Source organism: Hymenobacter sediminis (assembly GCF_003231285.1).
Taxonomy (GTDB): Bacteria; Bacteroidota; Bacteroidia; order Cytophagales; family Hymenobacteraceae; genus Hymenobacter; species Hymenobacter sediminis.
Window position 1 is genome coordinate 384,590 of sequence record NZ_QKNS01000004.1, and the last position, 15,968, is coordinate 400,557.

14 protein-coding genes are annotated in these 15,968 nt (G+C 57.5%); 9 read left to right on the top strand and 5 right to left on the bottom strand.

Features of this window, described 5'->3' with window-relative positions:
• The first annotated feature begins 222 nt into the window (after positions 1 to 222).
• The 3 genes from DNI29_RS13195 to DNI29_RS13205 all read left to right on the top strand — a co-directional run bounded on the left by DNI29_RS13195 (position 223) and on the right by DNI29_RS13205 (position 5,568).
• Positions 223 to 3,264 carry a M16 family metallopeptidase gene (locus tag DNI29_RS13195; protein WP_238388086.1) on the top strand — a complete coding sequence of 1,014 codons (3,042 nt, stop codon included), beginning with the start codon at positions 223 to 225 and terminating at the stop codon, positions 3,262 to 3,264.
• A gap of 201 nt (positions 3,265 to 3,465) precedes the next feature.
• Complete coding sequence (gene icd, locus DNI29_RS13200) at positions 3,466 to 4,728, top strand: NADP-dependent isocitrate dehydrogenase (protein WP_110978577.1); 1,263 nt, start codon at positions 3,466 to 3,468, stop codon at positions 4,726 to 4,728.
• Positions 4,729 to 4,902: 174 nt separating this feature from the next.
• A complete protein-coding gene (locus DNI29_RS13205) occupies positions 4,903 to 5,568 on the top strand; it encodes a hypothetical protein (protein WP_110978578.1) in 666 nt (221 codons plus the stop codon).
• 378 nt (positions 5,569 to 5,946) lie between these two features.
• On the opposite strand, the gene msrB is transcribed toward DNI29_RS13205, so the two are convergent.
• On the bottom strand, positions 5,947 to 6,540 hold the full coding sequence (gene msrB / locus DNI29_RS13210; protein ID WP_110978579.1) for a peptide-methionine (R)-S-oxide reductase MsrB: 594 nt from the start codon (positions 6,538 to 6,540) through the stop codon (positions 5,947 to 5,949).
• Between the two features lie 149 nt (positions 6,541 to 6,689).
• Here msrB and DNI29_RS13215 point away from each other — a divergent pair, with 149 nt between their 5' ends.
• Positions 6,690 to 7,025 carry a hypothetical protein gene (locus tag DNI29_RS13215; protein WP_110978580.1) on the top strand — a complete coding sequence of 112 codons (336 nt, stop codon included), beginning with the start codon at positions 6,690 to 6,692 and terminating at the stop codon, positions 7,023 to 7,025.
• A 170-nt stretch (positions 7,026 to 7,195) separates the two neighbouring features.
• Here the strand turns inward: DNI29_RS13215 and DNI29_RS13220 are convergent, their stop codons facing one another.
• Positions 7,196 to 8,689 (bottom strand): serine hydrolase, encoded by a 1,494-nt coding sequence (locus tag DNI29_RS13220; protein ID WP_110978581.1) that lies wholly within the window; start codon positions 8,687 to 8,689, stop codon positions 7,196 to 7,198.
• Positions 8,690 to 8,942: 253 nt separating this feature from the next.
• On the opposite strand from DNI29_RS13220, the gene DNI29_RS13225 reads away from it, so the two are divergent.
• Positions 8,943 to 9,161: a DUF3817 domain-containing protein gene (locus tag DNI29_RS13225; protein WP_317048755.1), complete on the top strand. Its 219-nt coding sequence runs from the start codon at positions 8,943 to 8,945 to the stop codon at positions 9,159 to 9,161.
• A gap of 377 nt (positions 9,162 to 9,538) precedes the next feature.
• On the top strand, positions 9,539 to 10,396 hold the full coding sequence (locus tag DNI29_RS13230; protein WP_110978582.1) for a M12 family metallopeptidase: 858 nt from the start codon (positions 9,539 to 9,541) through the stop codon (positions 10,394 to 10,396).
• Positions 10,397 to 10,471: 75 nt separating this feature from the next.
• Here the strand turns inward: DNI29_RS13230 and DNI29_RS13235 are convergent, their stop codons facing one another.
• Both DNI29_RS13235 and DNI29_RS13240 read right to left on the bottom strand, forming a co-directional pair.
• Positions 10,472 to 11,335 (bottom strand): SDR family oxidoreductase, encoded by an 864-nt coding sequence (locus tag DNI29_RS13235; RefSeq protein WP_110978731.1) that lies wholly within the window; start codon positions 11,333 to 11,335, stop codon positions 10,472 to 10,474.
• Positions 11,336 to 11,466: 131 nt separating this feature from the next.
• Positions 11,467 to 11,994, bottom strand: a complete 528-nt coding sequence (locus DNI29_RS13240) for a DinB family protein (RefSeq protein ID WP_110978583.1) — start codon at positions 11,992 to 11,994, stop codon at positions 11,467 to 11,469.
• Positions 11,995 to 12,161: 167 nt separating this feature from the next.
• On the opposite strand from DNI29_RS13240, the gene DNI29_RS13245 reads away from it, so the two are divergent.
• The 3 genes from DNI29_RS13245 (at position 12,162) to DNI29_RS13255 (ending at position 14,613) form a co-directional block, all read left to right on the top strand.
• Entirely contained in the window at positions 12,162 to 13,358 is a 1,197-nt protein-coding gene (locus DNI29_RS13245) for a pyridoxal phosphate-dependent aminotransferase (RefSeq protein ID WP_110978584.1), read from the top strand.
• A gap of 186 nt (positions 13,359 to 13,544) precedes the next feature.
• Positions 13,545 to 14,033: a hypothetical protein gene (locus DNI29_RS13250; RefSeq protein ID WP_110978585.1), complete on the top strand. Its 489-nt coding sequence runs from the start codon at positions 13,545 to 13,547 to the stop codon at positions 14,031 to 14,033.
• 52 nt (positions 14,034 to 14,085) lie between these two features.
• A complete protein-coding gene (locus DNI29_RS13255) occupies positions 14,086 to 14,613 on the top strand; it encodes a hypothetical protein (RefSeq protein ID WP_123823238.1) in 528 nt (175 codons plus the stop codon).
• A 142-nt stretch (positions 14,614 to 14,755) separates the two neighbouring features.
• Here DNI29_RS13255 and DNI29_RS13260 read toward each other — a convergent pair whose 3' ends face one another.
• Positions 14,756 to 15,796: an NAD(P)-dependent alcohol dehydrogenase gene (locus DNI29_RS13260; RefSeq protein WP_110978587.1), complete on the bottom strand. Its 1,041-nt coding sequence runs from the start codon at positions 15,794 to 15,796 to the stop codon at positions 14,756 to 14,758.
• Positions 15,797 to 15,968 lie beyond the last annotated feature (172 nt).

The window sequence follows — 15,968 nt, forward strand, 5'->3', positions numbered from 1 at the left end:
TTCCTTTCCCCACGGTTTATACAAGTCAGCATCAGTACCACCGCACTGCCCAGTGCCAGTCGAATCAATGTAATCAGATTAATCAGCGCGAATCTGCGATTCCCTATACGCAAAATTTCGCACTTCGCGAGGAACGGGCAGGAAGCGAGCTTTTTATTCCCGGGGGGGCGGCCTATCTTTGGCCTCTTATCCTTTCCTGCTCTGCCTTCCGCGTCCTTCCTCGTGAAAAAACCTCTGCTGCTCATCATCCCAGCCCTGGCTTCGCTCGGCCTTACCCAGTGCCAGACGAGTAAGCCGGCAGCGGCCACTACCGCTTCTACCCCTCCGACAGCCGCTACCCCGGCTCAGCAGCAGAAAGAGTACAAGTACCAGACCGTGGAGGGCGACCCGCTGAAAGCGCGCATCTACACCCTGGACAACGGCCTGACCGTCTACCTCTCCGACTACGACGACGCCCCACGCATCCAGACCTACCTAGCGGTGCGCGCTGGCTCCAAAAACGACCCCAGCACCGCCACCGGCCTGGCGCACTACCTGGAGCACATGGTGTTCAAGGGCACCTCTCGGCTGGGCACCCAGAACTGGGCCGCTGAGAAGGTGGAGCTGGACAAAATTGAGGCCCTCTACGAGCAGTACCGCGCCCAGCGCAACGACCCCGCCGCTCGCAAGCGCACCTACCACCAGATTGACTCGATTTCCAGCGTAGCGGCCAAGTATGCCGTAGCCAACGAGTACGACAAGGTGATGGGTGCCATCGGGGCCAAGGGCTCGAATGCCTACACCTCGGTGGAGCAGACGGTGTACCAGGAAGACATTCCGAGCAACCAGCTGGAGAAATGGGCGGCCATTCAGGCCGAGCGCATGCAGGAAATGGTGCCGCGCCTGTTCCACACCGAGCTGGAAGCGGTGTACGAGGAAAAGAACCGCGGCCTGGACTCTGACTTCCGTAAGGAGTTTGAGGCCATGAACGCCAGCCTGTTCCAGAAGCACGAGTATGGCACCCAGACCACCATCGGGACCATCGAGCACCTGCAGAACCCCTCCATCACCGAAATTAAGAAGTACTTCGGCCAGTACTACGTGCCGAACAACGTGGCTCTGTGCTTGAGCGGTGACCTGGACTACGACCAGACCATTCGCATCATTGATCAGTACTTCGGCAAGCTGCAAAGTAAGCCGGTACCAACCTTCACGCCCGCCCAGGAGGCGCCCATTACGACCCCTATCGTGAAGGAAGTGCTGGGCCCCGATGCCGAAAACGTAATGGTCGGCTTCCGTTTTCCCGGCACCGCCACCCGCGACGCGCTGGTGCTGCGCATGATCGACAAGATTCTGACCAACGGACAGGCCGGCCTTATTGATCTGGACCTGAATCAGAAGCAGGCCGTGCTCAGCGCCGCTTCGTTCACGGACCTCAATAACGACTACTCCACCCACATCCTGTACGCTACCCCCCGCCAGGGCCAGAGCCTCAATCAGGTGCGCGACCTGCTGCTGGGAGAGTTGAACAAGGTAAAGAAGGGCGACTTTCCAGAGTGGCTGATTCCGGCCATCATCAACAACGAGCAGCTGCAGCGCACTAAGAGCTACGAGAGCAACGAGGCCCGCGCTGGCGCCTTCGTGGCGGCTTTCGTGGCCCGCGAGGACTGGAAAGACTACCTCAAGCAGTTCGATGACTTCGCGACTATCACCAAGGAAGAAGTGATGCGCGTGGCCCAGCAGTACTATGGCCCCGGCTACGCCTTGGTGTACAAGCGCACCGGCCAGGACCCCAACAAGGTGAAAGTGGTGAAGCCCGCCATTACGCCCGTGCCGGTGAACCGCGAAGCTGCCTCCGACTTCTACAAGCAGGTAACCAGCATGACCTCGCCGGAGCTGCAGCCAGTGTTCCTGGATTATAAGAAAGACATTCAGGAAACGAAGCTGGCCTCGGGCGTGCCGGTGTACTACACCCACAACGCCGAGAACAACCTCTTCAACCTGTACTACGTGCTCGACCTGGGCACGAACCACGACCCCAAGCTGGGCCTCGCCACCGATTACCTGCAGTACCTGGGCACCGGCAAGTACAATGCCGCCCAGCTCCAGCAGGAGTTCTACAAGCTCGGCTGCTCCTTCTCGGTGCAAAGCGGACAAGACCGCACCTTCGTAAGCCTCTCCGGCCTCGACAGCAACTTTGAGCAAGCCTTGCAACTGTTTGAAAGCCTGCTGTCTGCGCCCAAGCCTGATGCTGCCGCCCTCAAGAACATGGTGGCCGGCGTACTCAAAGCCCGCCAGGATGCGAAGCTGAACAAAGGCGTGATTCTAAACCAGGCCCTGGTGAACTACGCCAAGTACGGTGCGAAAAACCCCTTCACCAGCCAGCTGAGTGAGAAAGAGTTGAAGGCCCTGAAGCCCGAGCAGCTCACCGCCCTCATCCAGAAGCTCCCAACCTACCAGCACCGCGTGCTGTACTACGGACCGCGTAAGGCCGATGCTAATGAGCCAGCAGTAATTAAAGGCGACCAAACGCAGAAACCCGAAAATCGGGCGGTAGTGCCAGGCTTACTCTGGTCACTGAATCAGTTGCACAAAACGCCCGCCAAGCTCACGCCCGTGCCAGCTAACAAAGACTTCGCGGAGCAGCCGCTGACGGACCGTAAGGTGTACTGGGTGGACTACAACATGGTGCAGGCGGAAATCCTGTTCCTGAGTAAGGGGCCGGTGTTTGACAAGGGCCTGCTGCCTACGACGAGCCTCTACAATGAGTATTTCGGGGGTAGCATGGGTAGCATTGTGTTCCAGGAGCTGCGCGAGTCGAAGGCGCTGGCGTACTCGGCTTCCTCGCGGTTTGCCTCAGCCGATAAGGTAGGGCGCAGCTCCTACAACCTCAGCTACATTGGCACCCAGAGCGACAAGCTGCCCGAGGCTATGGCCGGCATGAACACCCTGCTCAATGACATGCCCGTGGCCGAAGCCAACCTGCAGATTGCTAAGCAGAGCATCCGCAACAGCATCGCCACCGAGCGTATCACCAAGTCTGACATTCTGTTCAGCTACGAGCGCGCCAAGCGCCTCGGCCTCGACTACGATGTGCGCCGTGACGTGTACGAGCAGACCTCCAACATGAGCTTCCAGGATCTGCAGAAATTTCAGCAGGCCCGCGTGAAAGGTCAGCCCCAAACGATTCTGGTTATCGGTTCCAAAGACCGCCTCAACTTCAAGGAGCTGGCCAAGTACGGCCAGGTCCAGCAACTCACGCTGAAAGAGATTTTCGGCTACTAGGTCCCATGTCGTTACTACCACCTTGCCTGTTATCCTGAGCGTAGCGAAGGACCTCTACCGCTTCATTGTAGGGCTACTCAATTACTAACGGTAGAGGTCCTTCGTCGCACTCAGGATAACAGGTGGGGTAGCAGAAGCAACATTTTTCAAAACCCACAATCCTAAATACCTGTCACGTAACACCTGACAATCTTTTCAACAATGGCAGAGAAAATCACCATCAAGAACGGCAAGCTGAATGTGCCGGACCAACCTATCATCCCGTTCATCGAAGGCGACGGCACGGGTCCGGACATCTGGGCGGCGTCCGTCCGGGTATTCGACGCGGCCGTAGAGAAAGCCTACGGTGGTTCGCGCAAGCTGGAGTGGAAGGAAGTAATGGCCGGCGAGAAGTCGTTCAAGCAGACTGGTAACTGGCTGCCCAACGAAACCCTGGATGCTTTCCGCGACTACCTGGTGGGCATCAAAGGCCCCCTGACTACCCCCGTAGGCGGTGGCATTCGTTCGCTGAACGTGGCTCTGCGCCAGGAGCTGGACCTGTACGCCTGCGTACGTCCGGTACGGTGGTTTGAAGGTGTACCTTCGCCGGTGAAGCAGCCGAACCTGACCGACATGGTAATTTTCCGCGAAAACACCGAGGACATCTATGCCGGCATCGAGTACATGAACGGCACGCCCCAGGCTCAGAAAATGCTAGAATTCCTGCAGGACGAGATGGGTGTGAAGAAAATCCGCTTCCCCGAGTCGTCTTCGTTCGGCATTAAGCCTGTGTCGAAAGAGGGCACCGAGCGTCTGGTGCGCGCCGCTATTCAGTACGCCATCGACAACAACAAGCCTTCGGTGACCATCGTGCACAAAGGCAACATCATGAAGTTCACCGAGGGTGCCTTCAAAACCTGGGGTTACGAGTTGGCGGAGCGTGAGTTCGGCGACAAAGTGTACACCTGGGCTCAGTACGACAAAGTAGCCGCTAAGCAAGGCCAGGAAGTAGCCGACGCTCAGCAGAAAGCTGCTCTGGAAAGCGGCAAGATTCTGGTGAAGGACAGCATTGCTGATGCCTTCCTGCAGCAGATCCTGCTCCGCCCCGCCGATTACTCGGTAGTGGCTACCCTGAACCTGAACGGCGACTATATCTCCGACGCCCTGGCCGCCATCGTGGGTGGTATCGGCATTGCGCCCGGTGCTAACATCAACTACGTAACAGGCCACGCCATCTTCGAAGCTACCCACGGCACCGCGCCCAAGTACGCTGGCCTCGACAAAGTGAACCCCGGCTCGGTTATCCTCTCGGGTGCCCTGATGCTGGAGCACATGGGCTGGCAGGAAGCGGCCGACCTGATCTACAAAGGCCTGGAAGCCGCCATTGCCTCGAAGCGCGTAACCTACGACTTCGAGCGTCTGATGGACGGTGCTACCCTGCTGAAGTGCAGCGAGTTCGGCGACGAGATTATCAGCCGGATGTAGTAGCTTGGCACTAGCCAATTAAACCCCCAAACCCCGCGTTGGCTGCAAGGCCGGCGCGGGGTTTTGTTTTGAAGTGATTGGTGCCGGGGTTAATGTAGCGTCATGCGCAGCAGCAAAAATCATCTGCCATGATTTCTATCGGCAAATATTACCTTTCATTACCATCATTGCTTGATGCTTTTCATTCAGAAGCTGTTCGGCCGAAAAAAGCCCACTATTCACTCCCTGGTATTCGAAACGTTTGGCTGGTCAGAGCGCCAAGCTAGTGCAGAGTTGCGCGAATGGCAGCATCCGTCCATGCCAGCTTTATTGTCACTGCATTTTTTCGACATACCACCTGATTTACCGCCTGCTGCCGACGAGGTAGAGTTGCGCCAAAAGTACCGTCAGAGCCTAATCCAACAAGAGGGCGGCATATTGGAAGTGACACGTAGTGCAATAGAGGGTGCACCACTAATTCGAACGCTATTCAAGCTACCAACAAATTCTGATGGTGTGCTGTACGTTGGTTCACTTACAATTCCTTTCAAGAGTTGCAGTTATGTAATCAAAGTACAAGCCCGCGAGAGTGGTGTTACCGGCATGCGCGAAGCTGTGGTAGCCAACATGCTGCTGGGCACAGACCAACTAAAGGTTGGTGATGATGGGTTTATTGGCTGGGCCGCTGATCCATATGAACCAACCTTCACTGCAGGGAAACTTATGAACTTGGCTGAGAGGCCTGAATATGATACCCAATTTCCTAACCATCCACTCACCTTGGTTCGGCAAACACTACGGGCTATAGAAACTCAGATACATCTACCACCTGAACTAATAGCAGCAGCTTCATTCGTTTAGTTCAGCTTTACTAACTATCGGGGTGTGCTAGGTTGCCCCGCTCCCTAAAGCTCCGGTTGTTCTTACAGCCGGAGCTTTGTCTTTTCAAACGACTCGTTGTTAGGCTGACAACCGTACGGATGGGGTATGGGGGTAGCCCATCAACAAACGGAGCACCCTAAACAGGGCGCTCTGCGAGGTTTAAGCCAGTTGTAGGGGTAGGCGCTAAGTATAAAAAAACTAGTTCCCCTCCTCAGAGGAGGAGGGGTTAGGGGTGGTTGATAATTATTGAACATCAACTAGCTTCTAACTCTAGTATCGTTCAACGCTCCAATCAACCACCCCTAACCCCTCCTCCTCTGAGGAGGGGAACTAGTTTTAGCTCTAGGCTAGATGATACTAGTTGCCTAGCACACCGAAGGCGGGGCTTTTGCTGGGCACGAAGTCGAGGACGATGGAATTCATGCAGTAGCGCTGGCCCGTGGGCGGCGGACCGTCGTTGAAGATGTGGCCGAGGTGGGAGTCGCAGCGTCCGCAGAGTACTTCGGTGCGCTCCATACCGAGGGTATTATCGGCTTCGTAGCGCACGGCTTTAGTGCGCAGGGGCTCGAAGAAGCTAGGCCAGCCGCACTCACTGGCAAACTTGGCCGTGGAGCGGAACAGGGCATTGCCGCAGGCGGCGCAGTAGTAGGTGCCTTTGGCCTCGGCGTTCCAGTATTTGCCGGTGAAGGGCCGCTCGGTGTCTTTGCCGCGGGCCACGCGGTACACCTCGGGGCTGAGCACCTGCTTCCACTGAGCATCGGAGAGGCGCAGGCGGGTAGTATCGGTGCGGGAGTAGTAGGGGTTGCGGCCGGTGGCAGAGGTAGTGGGCTTAGCGGCCGTTTTGGTTGCGGCGGCTGAGGCTTTGGCTTTAGAAGGCGAGGTTTGGGCCTGCCCCTCACAGGAGAAACAGCAGGCGGCTGCCAGCAGCAGCCCAACAATGCGGAATAGCATGGTGCAAATACTAGAGGTGTAGCTACACATACGCAGTTGCTACCCCCATCGGTTCCTCCAAACCTGAACCGTTGCGGGCATTGCCTGAAACTAGCATCATTGTTGCGCCCATAGGCAGGTACTTCCTTTCTATTCTTTTGCTTATCTCTATGAAAGGCTCCCTATTCCCTACCCTCCTGCTACTAGGCAGCCTGACGGCAGCGCAGGCCCAGACGTCCGTGGTTATTAACCCAGACGGGACTCTTTCGGTGCTGGAGCAAACCGGCGGGTCGGCAGTACTAATCAACCCGAACGGTACGCATTCCATGGTCCCGAATGCTGACAGCAACCCTACGGTCGTCGTTAACCCGGATGGTACAAACTCTATGCTGCACCGCCATGGCGGCACCAACCTGCTGGTTACACCCAGCGGTTCCCACCCGACCCCTCCCCCCGACACCACGCACTACCTGCGCTTGCTGCCTATCAAGAAACGCAAGAAGTAATATGCTGATGCTCTCCCCTAATCAAAAGCCGTCATGTCGAGCTTGCCGAGACATCTCGGGTGCTGATGTTGGGGTAGTAATTCCTACGTCAGCACCCGAGATGTCTCGGCAAGCTCGACATGACGGCCTTGATACTTATATCCGTACCTACTACAACCCCAACACTCCTGCTAGTTCTGTAGCTTTTTGAGGTAGGCGGCGGCAGCGGCGTTTTTAGGGTTAAGGGCCAGGGCACGCTTGTAGTTTTTGGTGGCCAACTCCTGGTTGCCCAGGTCGGCGTAGGTTTCGGCGAGGCTGTCGTAGGTATTAGCGCTTTGGGGGTAAAGGCTGACGTTGAGCTTGAACACTTCCACGGCTTCCCGCGCCATGTTCTGGCGGAGCAGCATATAGCCCCAGGCGTTTACCTCGTCCTCAGGCAGCTGGTAGGCGGCGTTTTTCTTTTTCTCCTGGTTTACCAGCGCCGAGGCCTGTGCAAAACCACGTTTGCGCAGCTCCGTGTGCAGGGCCCGGATGGTGGGCGGCAGCCCGAACCCAGCCACAGCGCGCATATCGGGCAGGTAGTGACCGGCTATTTCGTCCATGAACACGTCGGGGTTGGCCCCGATGAGGTTGGTCAGGACCACGATGGCCAGGTCATCGTCAGGATAGATGAACAGGGCAGAGCGGCCCCCTCCTACTGGCGCAACGGCGCGGTGCTCGGAGCGCGTTACGGTGGGCCAGCCCAGGGCGTAACCGTTCAGCATGCGACTAAAACCGCGCTGAGTGCCATTGTTGAGGGTGCCGGGCGTCCAGAGGGTAGAGAGGCTAGCGGGTCTCAGGAGCTGGCATTGTTGCAGGGCAATAATCCAGCGGGCTACTTCCTCGGCCGTAGAACTCATGCCGGCCGCCGTGCGCAACATAGGCGGAAACGTCTCGAAGGTGTTGCGCAGCTGGTTACCCCGGCGCATCTGCCCGTTGCTGTTGTGGTAGTAGGTGTAGCCCCGGGCGCCGTGGGGCAGCACGTCATGGGCGTCGCCGAAGGTGGTGCGCGGCATTCCAACTACTTTTAGCTGGCGCTCCTGAATAAACTCGATGAACGGCTGGCCGCTGAGCTTGTCAATGATTTTGCCTAGCAGCAGGTAGTTGGTCTGGTTGTAGGCAAACTTCTCGCCGGGCGCGAAGTCCATCGGCTGGGTTTGCACCTTGGCCCAGGCGGCGCTTTCGTTTTCCTCGGTCACCATTTCGTCGTCGGGCATGATGTCGGGCAGGCCGGAGGTGTGGGTAAGCAACTGCCGGACCGTCACGGGCTGCCAGGCGGTAGGCAAACCATCGAGGTAGCGGGAGGCGGGCGCCGTGAGGTCTAGCTTGCCGGCTTCTACCAGCTGCATCACCGCTACCCCCACAAAGGCCTTGGTAATGGAGTTGATAGTAAACCGCGTTTGGCCAGTCACCAGCACCGAGTCCTGCACGTTGGCCAGCCCATACTGCCCCGTCCGGATGATTTTCCCATGCCGGACAACGGCCAACTGCAGGCCCGGGATACGGAGCTGGCGCATTTTGGCTTGTAGAAACAGGTCGAGGCTATCGGGAGGAGTAGCGGCTTGCGCCTGAAAAGCGGTGCCAAGGCTCAGGAACAGTACAAGCCAGACCAGCGGGGCCCAGGTGGTTGTGCGTGGCGTTTTCATGGGAGAGAAATAAGAAAAGCGTACAGAGGCGGTTCGCCCGGTGGGGCTACGTTCGGACAGATGTAACGCCGTAATATAGGGTTGCCTCTATCTTAAATATTCCGGGCAAGGCTGACTATCTAGGCCCAGCGGCTGATGAGGCGAACCAATGTTGCTCAACACACATCCGTCGGGGTAGCCAACCTTTCGCCCAGAGCCGGAGGGTAGGCCGGCGCGACTGGCGTAACTTGCGGCTTCATCTAGTTGCTGCTGTATGCTTTCTTCATTGTTGCGGACTTCTTTGGGTCGCCTGCGGGTGGTTGGGTTTTTAGAGGGCATTTCCTTCTTGGTGCTGTTGGGCATTGCTATGCCACTGAAGTACCTATTGGGGCAGCCCGAGGCGGTGCGCATTGTGGGTATGGCGCATGGGGTGCTGTTTGTGGCCTATGTGTTGCTGGTGCTGCAAGTCAGCTTGGAGCGTAGCTGGTCGTAGAAGAAGGCGCTGCTGGCGTTGGCTGTTTCGGTAGTGCCATTCGGCACCTTTTGGGCTGACAAGAAGCTGTTTCAGGAGTAGGATAATACCGCTATCCTCTTGTCACTACTTAGGCAATAAAGCCCTCAATACCATAGGAGCACAGGGCCCTTCCTGCCTTTTGCTCAAGCTTAAAATGACCAATGGGCTTTGTTATTGGCCCTGTTGCTGATTCTTTATTTATAATATTTATTTCAATATATAGTCAGTTATTATGCAATTAATTTACCGTTACTAGCTTGTAATTGATTTATTAATACTACTTTGCTTATAACATTGAAGAAAGACATCAGTCTTTCTTCTGCTCTTTTTCTATCCACAACCAAAACCAAAGTAGTATGCGTACCCATCATTTCTCCCGCTTGGCCTTATTGGCTACTCTTGGCACTTTTTCTATATTCAGCTGCAGCAAAGAGCAGGAATCGACTAAGGTGCAACCGGTAGCTGATAGCTCCCGGCAAGAGGCCAAAGCAGAGCAGGCCTACCCTGGCCAAACCGGTGAAAGCCGGGCCGGCTACCTCAGCGGCCAGCCCGTGGAATACCGCAGCATCAATGGCGAGAATATTTATGAGGGCGACATTATCCTGACGGCCGAGCAGGTAGCCAAAGGAACGGGCGCCGCCCGCCCCGAAAGTGCTGGCCGCACCTCGGGCCGGTGGCCTTCTGCGGTAGTGTACTACACCATTGACGCCGCCCTACCCAGCCAGAACCGCGTAACTGACGCCATTGCCCACTGGCAGGCCAACACGGCCATTCGTTTTGTGAAGCGCACCACCCAGGCCAACTACGTTACTTTCCGGGTGGGCTCGGGCTGCTCCTCCAACATTGGCATGATTGGCGGGCGCCAGTACATCAACCTAGCCTCGGGTTGCTCTACCGGCAATACTATCCATGAAATTGGCCACGCGCTGGGCCTGTTCCATGAGCAAACCCGCAACGACCGAGATACTTACGTGAATATTCTTACCCAGAACATTCAATCGGGTTATGAAAACAACTTCTCGAAGTACTCCACCTCAGGCTACAGCGGCACCGACTACGGCGCGCTTGACTTCGGCTCCATCATGATGTACGGCTCATTCTCGTTCTCTTCAAACGGCCAGCCTACCATCACGAAAAAGGATGGCTCTACCTTTGACATCCAGCGCACCGCCCTTTCTACCGGTGATAAGGCAGGTATTGATGCCATGTACTAAGCCCCAACTAGCTTCTCATACAAAAAGGGCACCCGAAACCGGGTGCCCTTTTTAGTGAATGCCTTTTTCTCGATGCTAGGTATTCAGCACCTCACCGCCGTTGGGGTGAATGGCTTGGCCCGTGATGTAAGAGGCATCTTCGGAAGCCAGGAACACGTAGGCCGGCGCTACCTCCGAGGGTTGGCCGGGACGCTTCATGGTCGTATCCTTGCCGAAGGAAGCTACTTTTTCAGCTGGGAAAGTAGCCGGAATCAGGGGCGTCCAGATGGGGCCGGGGGCTACGGAGTTTACCCGGATTTTCTTTTCGGCTAGCTGCTGAGCAATAGAGCGAGTGTAGGCCGTAATGGCTCCCTTCGTGGAGGTATAATCCACCAGCTGCTGGTTACCCCGGTAGGCGTTGATAGAAGACGTGTTGATGATAGAATCGCCTTCTTTGAGGTGAGCCAGCGCCGCCCGCGTCACGCGCACAAAAGAGAAGAAGTTGACCTGGAAGGTATCCAGCCACTGCTCATCCTCAATTTCGGCTACGTTCTTGTTCACAAACTGCTCGGCGGCATTGTTCACTAAGATGTTCAGCCCGCCTAGCTCCTGCACCGTTTGGTCTACGATGGATTGGCAGAACTGCGGGTCACGCAGGTCGCCGGGCAGGGTCAGGCAGCGGCGGCCTTCGGCTTCCACCAACTGACGGGTAGCGTAGGCGTCCTGCTCTTCCTCGGGCAGATACGTAAAGGCCACATCGGCCCCTTCGCGGGCAAAATGCACCGACACGGCCCGACCGATGCCGGAGTCGCCGCCCGTAATGAGGGCCACTTTGCCCTGCAGTTTCTCACTACCCTTATAGCCGGGCCGGATGTATTCCGGTTGGGGCGTCATTTCCTGTTCAATACCCGGCTGCTGATCCTGGGCTTGCGGGGGCAGGGTGGTTGGTTTGTTTTCCATAGCGTTAGTGAAGGTTAGAGCCTTTACCAACGGGCTACGGCGCCATGGGTTACTGTGGAGCCACGTCTTTCCTGGCTTACTGTACCTTACCTACTACCCCAGATGCCAACCGAAAAGCCACGCTCTGTCAGCTACTTCAGGCTCGCTCGTGCTACTCGTGCCGTTACCAGCAGTTGGCCCGTGTGGCGAGTGGTGTGCTCTGTGGCGTGTATTAGCAGGCCCACTACGGTGCTCGGCAACCCAGCCCGCCCCACCGGCCGGAACTCTGACAGGGTAGCTTCGGGGGTGGTGCGCAGGGTTGTAAGCATGGCCTCTACCTGAGCGGAAAACTGCTGAAGCAGGTTAGCAACGGTATCGGGGGTAGCAGGACCCTCTTTTTCCAAGGCCAGAAACTGAAATTGTGCTTCGCTGAGGGACTGATGGCGGGCATAGGTCTGCATCCGGTCGAGCACACCGGCCAAGTGGCGCAGATGAAACCCAACGGAGGCTACCCCGGCCGGGCGAACCGATAGCAGCTCATCGGGAAAATCATGCAAGGCAGCCTGCAGTTCTTCGCGGGCCTGCAACAGGGCCATGGCCAAGGGCTGCAGCACCGGCACAAATTCAGGTAGAGGGCCGCGCAGCCACACTTCGGGTAGGGTAGCAGGAGTGGTTGTCATGGGAGCATAACCGAAGGCAGGCAGTTGGGTTTACGGCTGGCAGCAGGGTAGGCTGTTTTAGCGTTAATGGGTAGCAGAAGTTTCCTACCTCCTGTTGGGCCCCAAAGCCTCCGAATACTTTCCGCAGAAAGCGCCTGATTCTGCCCGTTCGGCCTATCTTTAAGCCCATGCTCCAGATTTCGCAGCGTGGCCTGGCATTGCCACCCTCCCCTTACCGCCGCTTAACCCCTTACGCCGAAGCTGCCCGCCAGCGCGGCATTACGGTGCACCCGCTCAATATTGGTCAGCCCGATATTGAAACGCCGCCCACCATGCTGGCGGCGGTGCAGCAGGCCGACATCCGGGTGCTGGAATACGGCCCCACGGCGGGCTACCCCAGCTACCGCCAGAAACTAGCCGAGTACTACCAGCGCCTGGGCTTACCCGTTGCCGCCGACGACATTCTGGTGACGACGGGGGGTAGCGAGTCTATTTCGTTTGCTCTGCTGGCCTGCCTCAACCCCGGCGACGAGTTCATTGTGCCCGAGCCTTTTTACGGACCCTACAACGCCTTTGCCATTGCTACCGGCACGCAGGTAGTAGCTGTAGCCTCTCACTTGGAAAACGACTTTGCGCTACCGCCCATTACGGAGTTCGAGCAGCGCATCACGCCCCGCACCAAGGCCATCCTCATCTGCAGCCCCAACAACCCTACTGGCTACGTGTACAGCCGCCAAGAGCTAGAGCAATTGAAAGAGCTGTGCCTACGCCACAACCTGTACCTGCTCGCCGATGAGGCCTACCGCGAGTTCTGCTACGATGACGCCTTCACCAGCGCCCTGAGTCTGGCAGGAGCCGATGAGCACGTGGTACTACTCGATACCATCTCGAAGCGCTACAGTGCCTGCGGGGCTCGTATTGGGGCCTTGGTGACCAAGAACAAGGCGCTGCGCGACGTTATTTTCAAGCTGGCTCAACTGCGGGTGTGCCCGCCCGGCCTGGGGCAGTTGCTGGCCGAAGCCGCCGCCGACTTGCCCGAGGACTATTTCGACCACACCAAAGCTGAGTACCAAGCCCGCCGCGACCTGATGGTTAGCCGCCTTCGGGCCATGCCCGGCGTGCGCTGCCCCCTACCCCGCGGCGCGTTCTATGTGCTTTGTCATCTGCCCGTGGATGATGCCGAGCGATTTGCGCGGTGGCTGCTGGAAGACTTTAGCTACCAGGGCCAGACCCTCATGGTGTCGCCCGCAGCGGGCTTCTATGCCACGGCCAGCCTGGGCCGCCAGCAGATGCGCCTCGCCTACGTGGTAAACCAAGACGTCATCAACAAAGCCATGGACTGCCTGGAAGTGGCTTTACAGCAGTACCCGGGCCGACAGGAGTAAAGAAGCACTCTGCCGTGTTCCAGCGTCTTCCATTTGTCATTCCGGCACAGGAGAAATCTGAGCTAGTCTTTCAACGATTTAACCCAGATTCCTCCTGCGTCGGAATGGCATCTTGCTTTGCTAATAGCACAACCGTACAAAGGTTTTCAGTATCTTCTGGGCTGATTATTGCCTGTTCCCGCCCCGATGAAACGCTTCCTGCCTCTGTTGCTCTTGCCGCTTCTGGGTTCCGCTCCCAAAGCCCTGCCCCCACTCCCCGACTCAGCCCGCATCCTTACCCTGCGCATCAATGGGCAGCCGGTAGAAGCCGATACCATTAGTTCCCGTTTCTTCCTGGGTACCGACCGCGCCCTGCGCCTTAACATCGTGCGGGCCGATGACCCCGATGGTGAAGGCCTGACCATCATCATCGACCGATTCCCAATTCAAGCTGGTACCTATGCGTTCCAGGAAATCCTGAGCGGCCGCAACCGCGACGCCTCCTACCGCTACGGTAGCACGGCGGCCTACTCCAAATCCTGCCCCGATAACCCCGGCTCCGTGACCATTACGGGCGTAAATGCCGCCCGTCACTGGTTGGCCGGGTCCTACCGCTGCCAAGTGTGTGAGTCGGGCCGCGGCGGCAAGCGCCTCACGCTGGAAGGCACGTTCCGCTACCCTGTGGAGAAGGAGTAAGCTTTCAGCATAGGCTCTGCAACTATTTAGCAATCAGCTGGCTCTTGCTGCTATGCCATCACTCCGTGTTTCCTTCCGTATGCTGCTCCTGGTGGGGGCAAGTCCGTGGCTGCTGGCCGGCTGCTGCTGGGATGTTTTCTCCGAAAACAGCACCTCCGTGACGTTTCGATTCAGCGCCGACACCCTAGGAACAGGTTCCGGGTTCCGTAGGGAGGAGCTACGGTCGGCTTACCTAGTGAGGTATCTTGATGCCGACCTCACCCTTCCAGGCGATACCTTGCGGCAACCGGCACCGGGCACCCCTCCCACGGTAAGTACAAGCTACTTCCAGATTTTGGCTGTTCCTGTGAACAGCTTTGGGTTATATTTCCAGAAAAGCGGCTCGGCAGTGTACCCCGGCAGCTTTCGGGTAGTGGTGCCTACCAGCCAGCGCAGCTTCGACATCCGCCAACCCGATCTTGAGCTGGCCGAGCACGATGACCGATGCGGCGGTCAGTACGTCCGGCGCGTACGCTTCACCCTCAACGGCGAGCTTATAGACCGGGAGCCTACTACTACCCCCATCGTCCTTAGCAAATAAGGAGAGGCCGCTCTGCTACGCAAAAAAGCCCTGGTAAACCGGTACTGCTCGCGGAAAGCGAGGCACCAACTTACCAGGGCTTTTACCTTCCAGGCAGCCTCCTAATAGGTTAAGTAGCTAGGAAGCCGCGCGGTTTCGCAGCCTAAATCGTGGCCAGGTCCAGCACGAAACGGTACTTCACATCCGACTTGAGCATGCGCTCATACGCTTCGTTGATGTAGTCCATCCGGATGATTTCCACGTCGCTCATTACGTTGTGCTCGGCGCAGAAGTCGAGCATTTCCTGCGTTTCCTTGATGCCCCCAATCAGCGAGCCGGCAATGCGGCGGCGCTTGGAAATGAGGTTGAAGGCATGCAGCTGCGGCGCTTCCGGCGGTACGCCCAGCAGCACCATGGTGCCATCGAGGCGCAGGGTGCTGATGTAGGGCGTCAGGTCCATAGTAGCCGATACGGTGTTGATGATCAGGTCGAAGTAGTTCGACACGGATTTCATCGACTCCTGATCTTTGCTGACCACAAACTTATGGGCACCCAGGGCTTTGGCATCGGCTTCCTTGCTGGGCGAGGTGCTGAATACAGTTACCTCGCAGCCCAGAGCGGCCGCAAATTTCACGGCCATGTGACCCAGGCCACCCAGACCCATCACGGCCACCCGGTCGCCGGCTTTGGCGTTCCACTGGCGCAGCGGCGACCAGGTTGTAATACCAGCACACAGCAGCGGGGCCACGCGGGCCAGATCAAGCTTTTCCGATACGTGCAGCACGAATTTCTCCGTCACGACGATGTGGTTGGAGTAGCCGCCGTAGGTTACGGTGCCGTCGCGGTCGGTGGCGCCGTAAGTACCCACGAATCCTTCGTCGCAGTACTGCTCCAGGCCTTCGTTGCACTCAGGGCAGTGCTGGCAGGAGTTCACCATGCAGCCTACCCCGGCCAAGTCGCCTACCTTGAAGCCTTTCACATGGGCACCTACTTCGGTCACACGACCCACAATTTCGTGGCCGGGTACCATTGGGAATACGGAGCCGCCCCACTCGTCGCGCACTTGGTGCAGATCGGAGTGGCACACGCCGCAGAATAGAATTTCGATGCGAACATCGTGGGCGCCTACCTCGCGGCGCTGGAAATCGAAGGGCACGAGGGGCGCGTTTACCGCCGGAGCGGCATAGCCTTTTGCTTCTGACATGAAAAGGGTTGGTTGTAGAGAAACGGTTCAGAACAGAACCGCAACAACGGTCTCAAGGGCCAATTGTTTAAGAAGCTCCCCGACAAGCGGTACTTTGCTGACGACACTGCTTGCCCTACTTCCGCGTTCTGGCTCTACCTCTCTCGTTGGTGGGAACCACCTGCTACCCCTA

Bases quoted from the DNA above. Each gene is read 5' to 3' on its own strand.
- DNI29_RS13215 (WP_110978580.1), top strand. From the start codon at position 6,690: ATGAAAGGCTCCCTATTCCCTACCCTCCTGCTACTAGGCAGCCTGACG.
- DNI29_RS13240 (WP_110978583.1), bottom strand. From the start codon at position 11,994: ATGACAACCACTCCTGCTACCCTACCCGAAGTGTGGCTGCGCGGCCCT.
- icd (WP_110978577.1), top strand. From the start codon at position 3,466: ATGGCAGAGAAAATCACCATCAAGAACGGCAAGCTGAATGTGCCGGAC.
- DNI29_RS13245 (WP_110978584.1), top strand. From the start codon at position 12,162: ATGCTCCAGATTTCGCAGCGTGGCCTGGCATTGCCACCCTCCCCTTAC.
- msrB (WP_110978579.1), bottom strand. From the start codon at position 6,540: ATGCTATTCCGCATTGTTGGGCTGCTGCTGGCAGCCGCCTGCTGTTTC.
- DNI29_RS13260 (WP_110978587.1), bottom strand. From the start codon at position 15,796: ATGTCAGAAGCAAAAGGCTATGCCGCTCCGGCGGTAAACGCGCCCCTC.
- DNI29_RS13220 (WP_110978581.1), bottom strand. From the start codon at position 8,689: ATGAAAACGCCACGCACAACCACCTGGGCCCCGCTGGTCTGGCTTGTA.
- DNI29_RS13205 (WP_110978578.1), top strand. From the start codon at position 4,903: ATGCTTTTCATTCAGAAGCTGTTCGGCCGAAAAAAGCCCACTATTCAC.
- DNI29_RS13225 (WP_317048755.1), top strand. From the start codon at position 8,943: ATGCTTTCTTCATTGTTGCGGACTTCTTTGGGTCGCCTGCGGGTGGTT.
- DNI29_RS13230 (WP_110978582.1), top strand. From the start codon at position 9,539: ATGCGTACCCATCATTTCTCCCGCTTGGCCTTATTGGCTACTCTTGGC.
- DNI29_RS13255 (WP_123823238.1), top strand. From the start codon at position 14,086: ATGCCATCACTCCGTGTTTCCTTCCGTATGCTGCTCCTGGTGGGGGCA.
- DNI29_RS13235 (WP_110978731.1), bottom strand. From the start codon at position 11,335: ATGGAAAACAAACCAACCACCCTGCCCCCGCAAGCCCAGGATCAGCAG.
- DNI29_RS13250 (WP_110978585.1), top strand. From the start codon at position 13,545: ATGAAACGCTTCCTGCCTCTGTTGCTCTTGCCGCTTCTGGGTTCCGCT.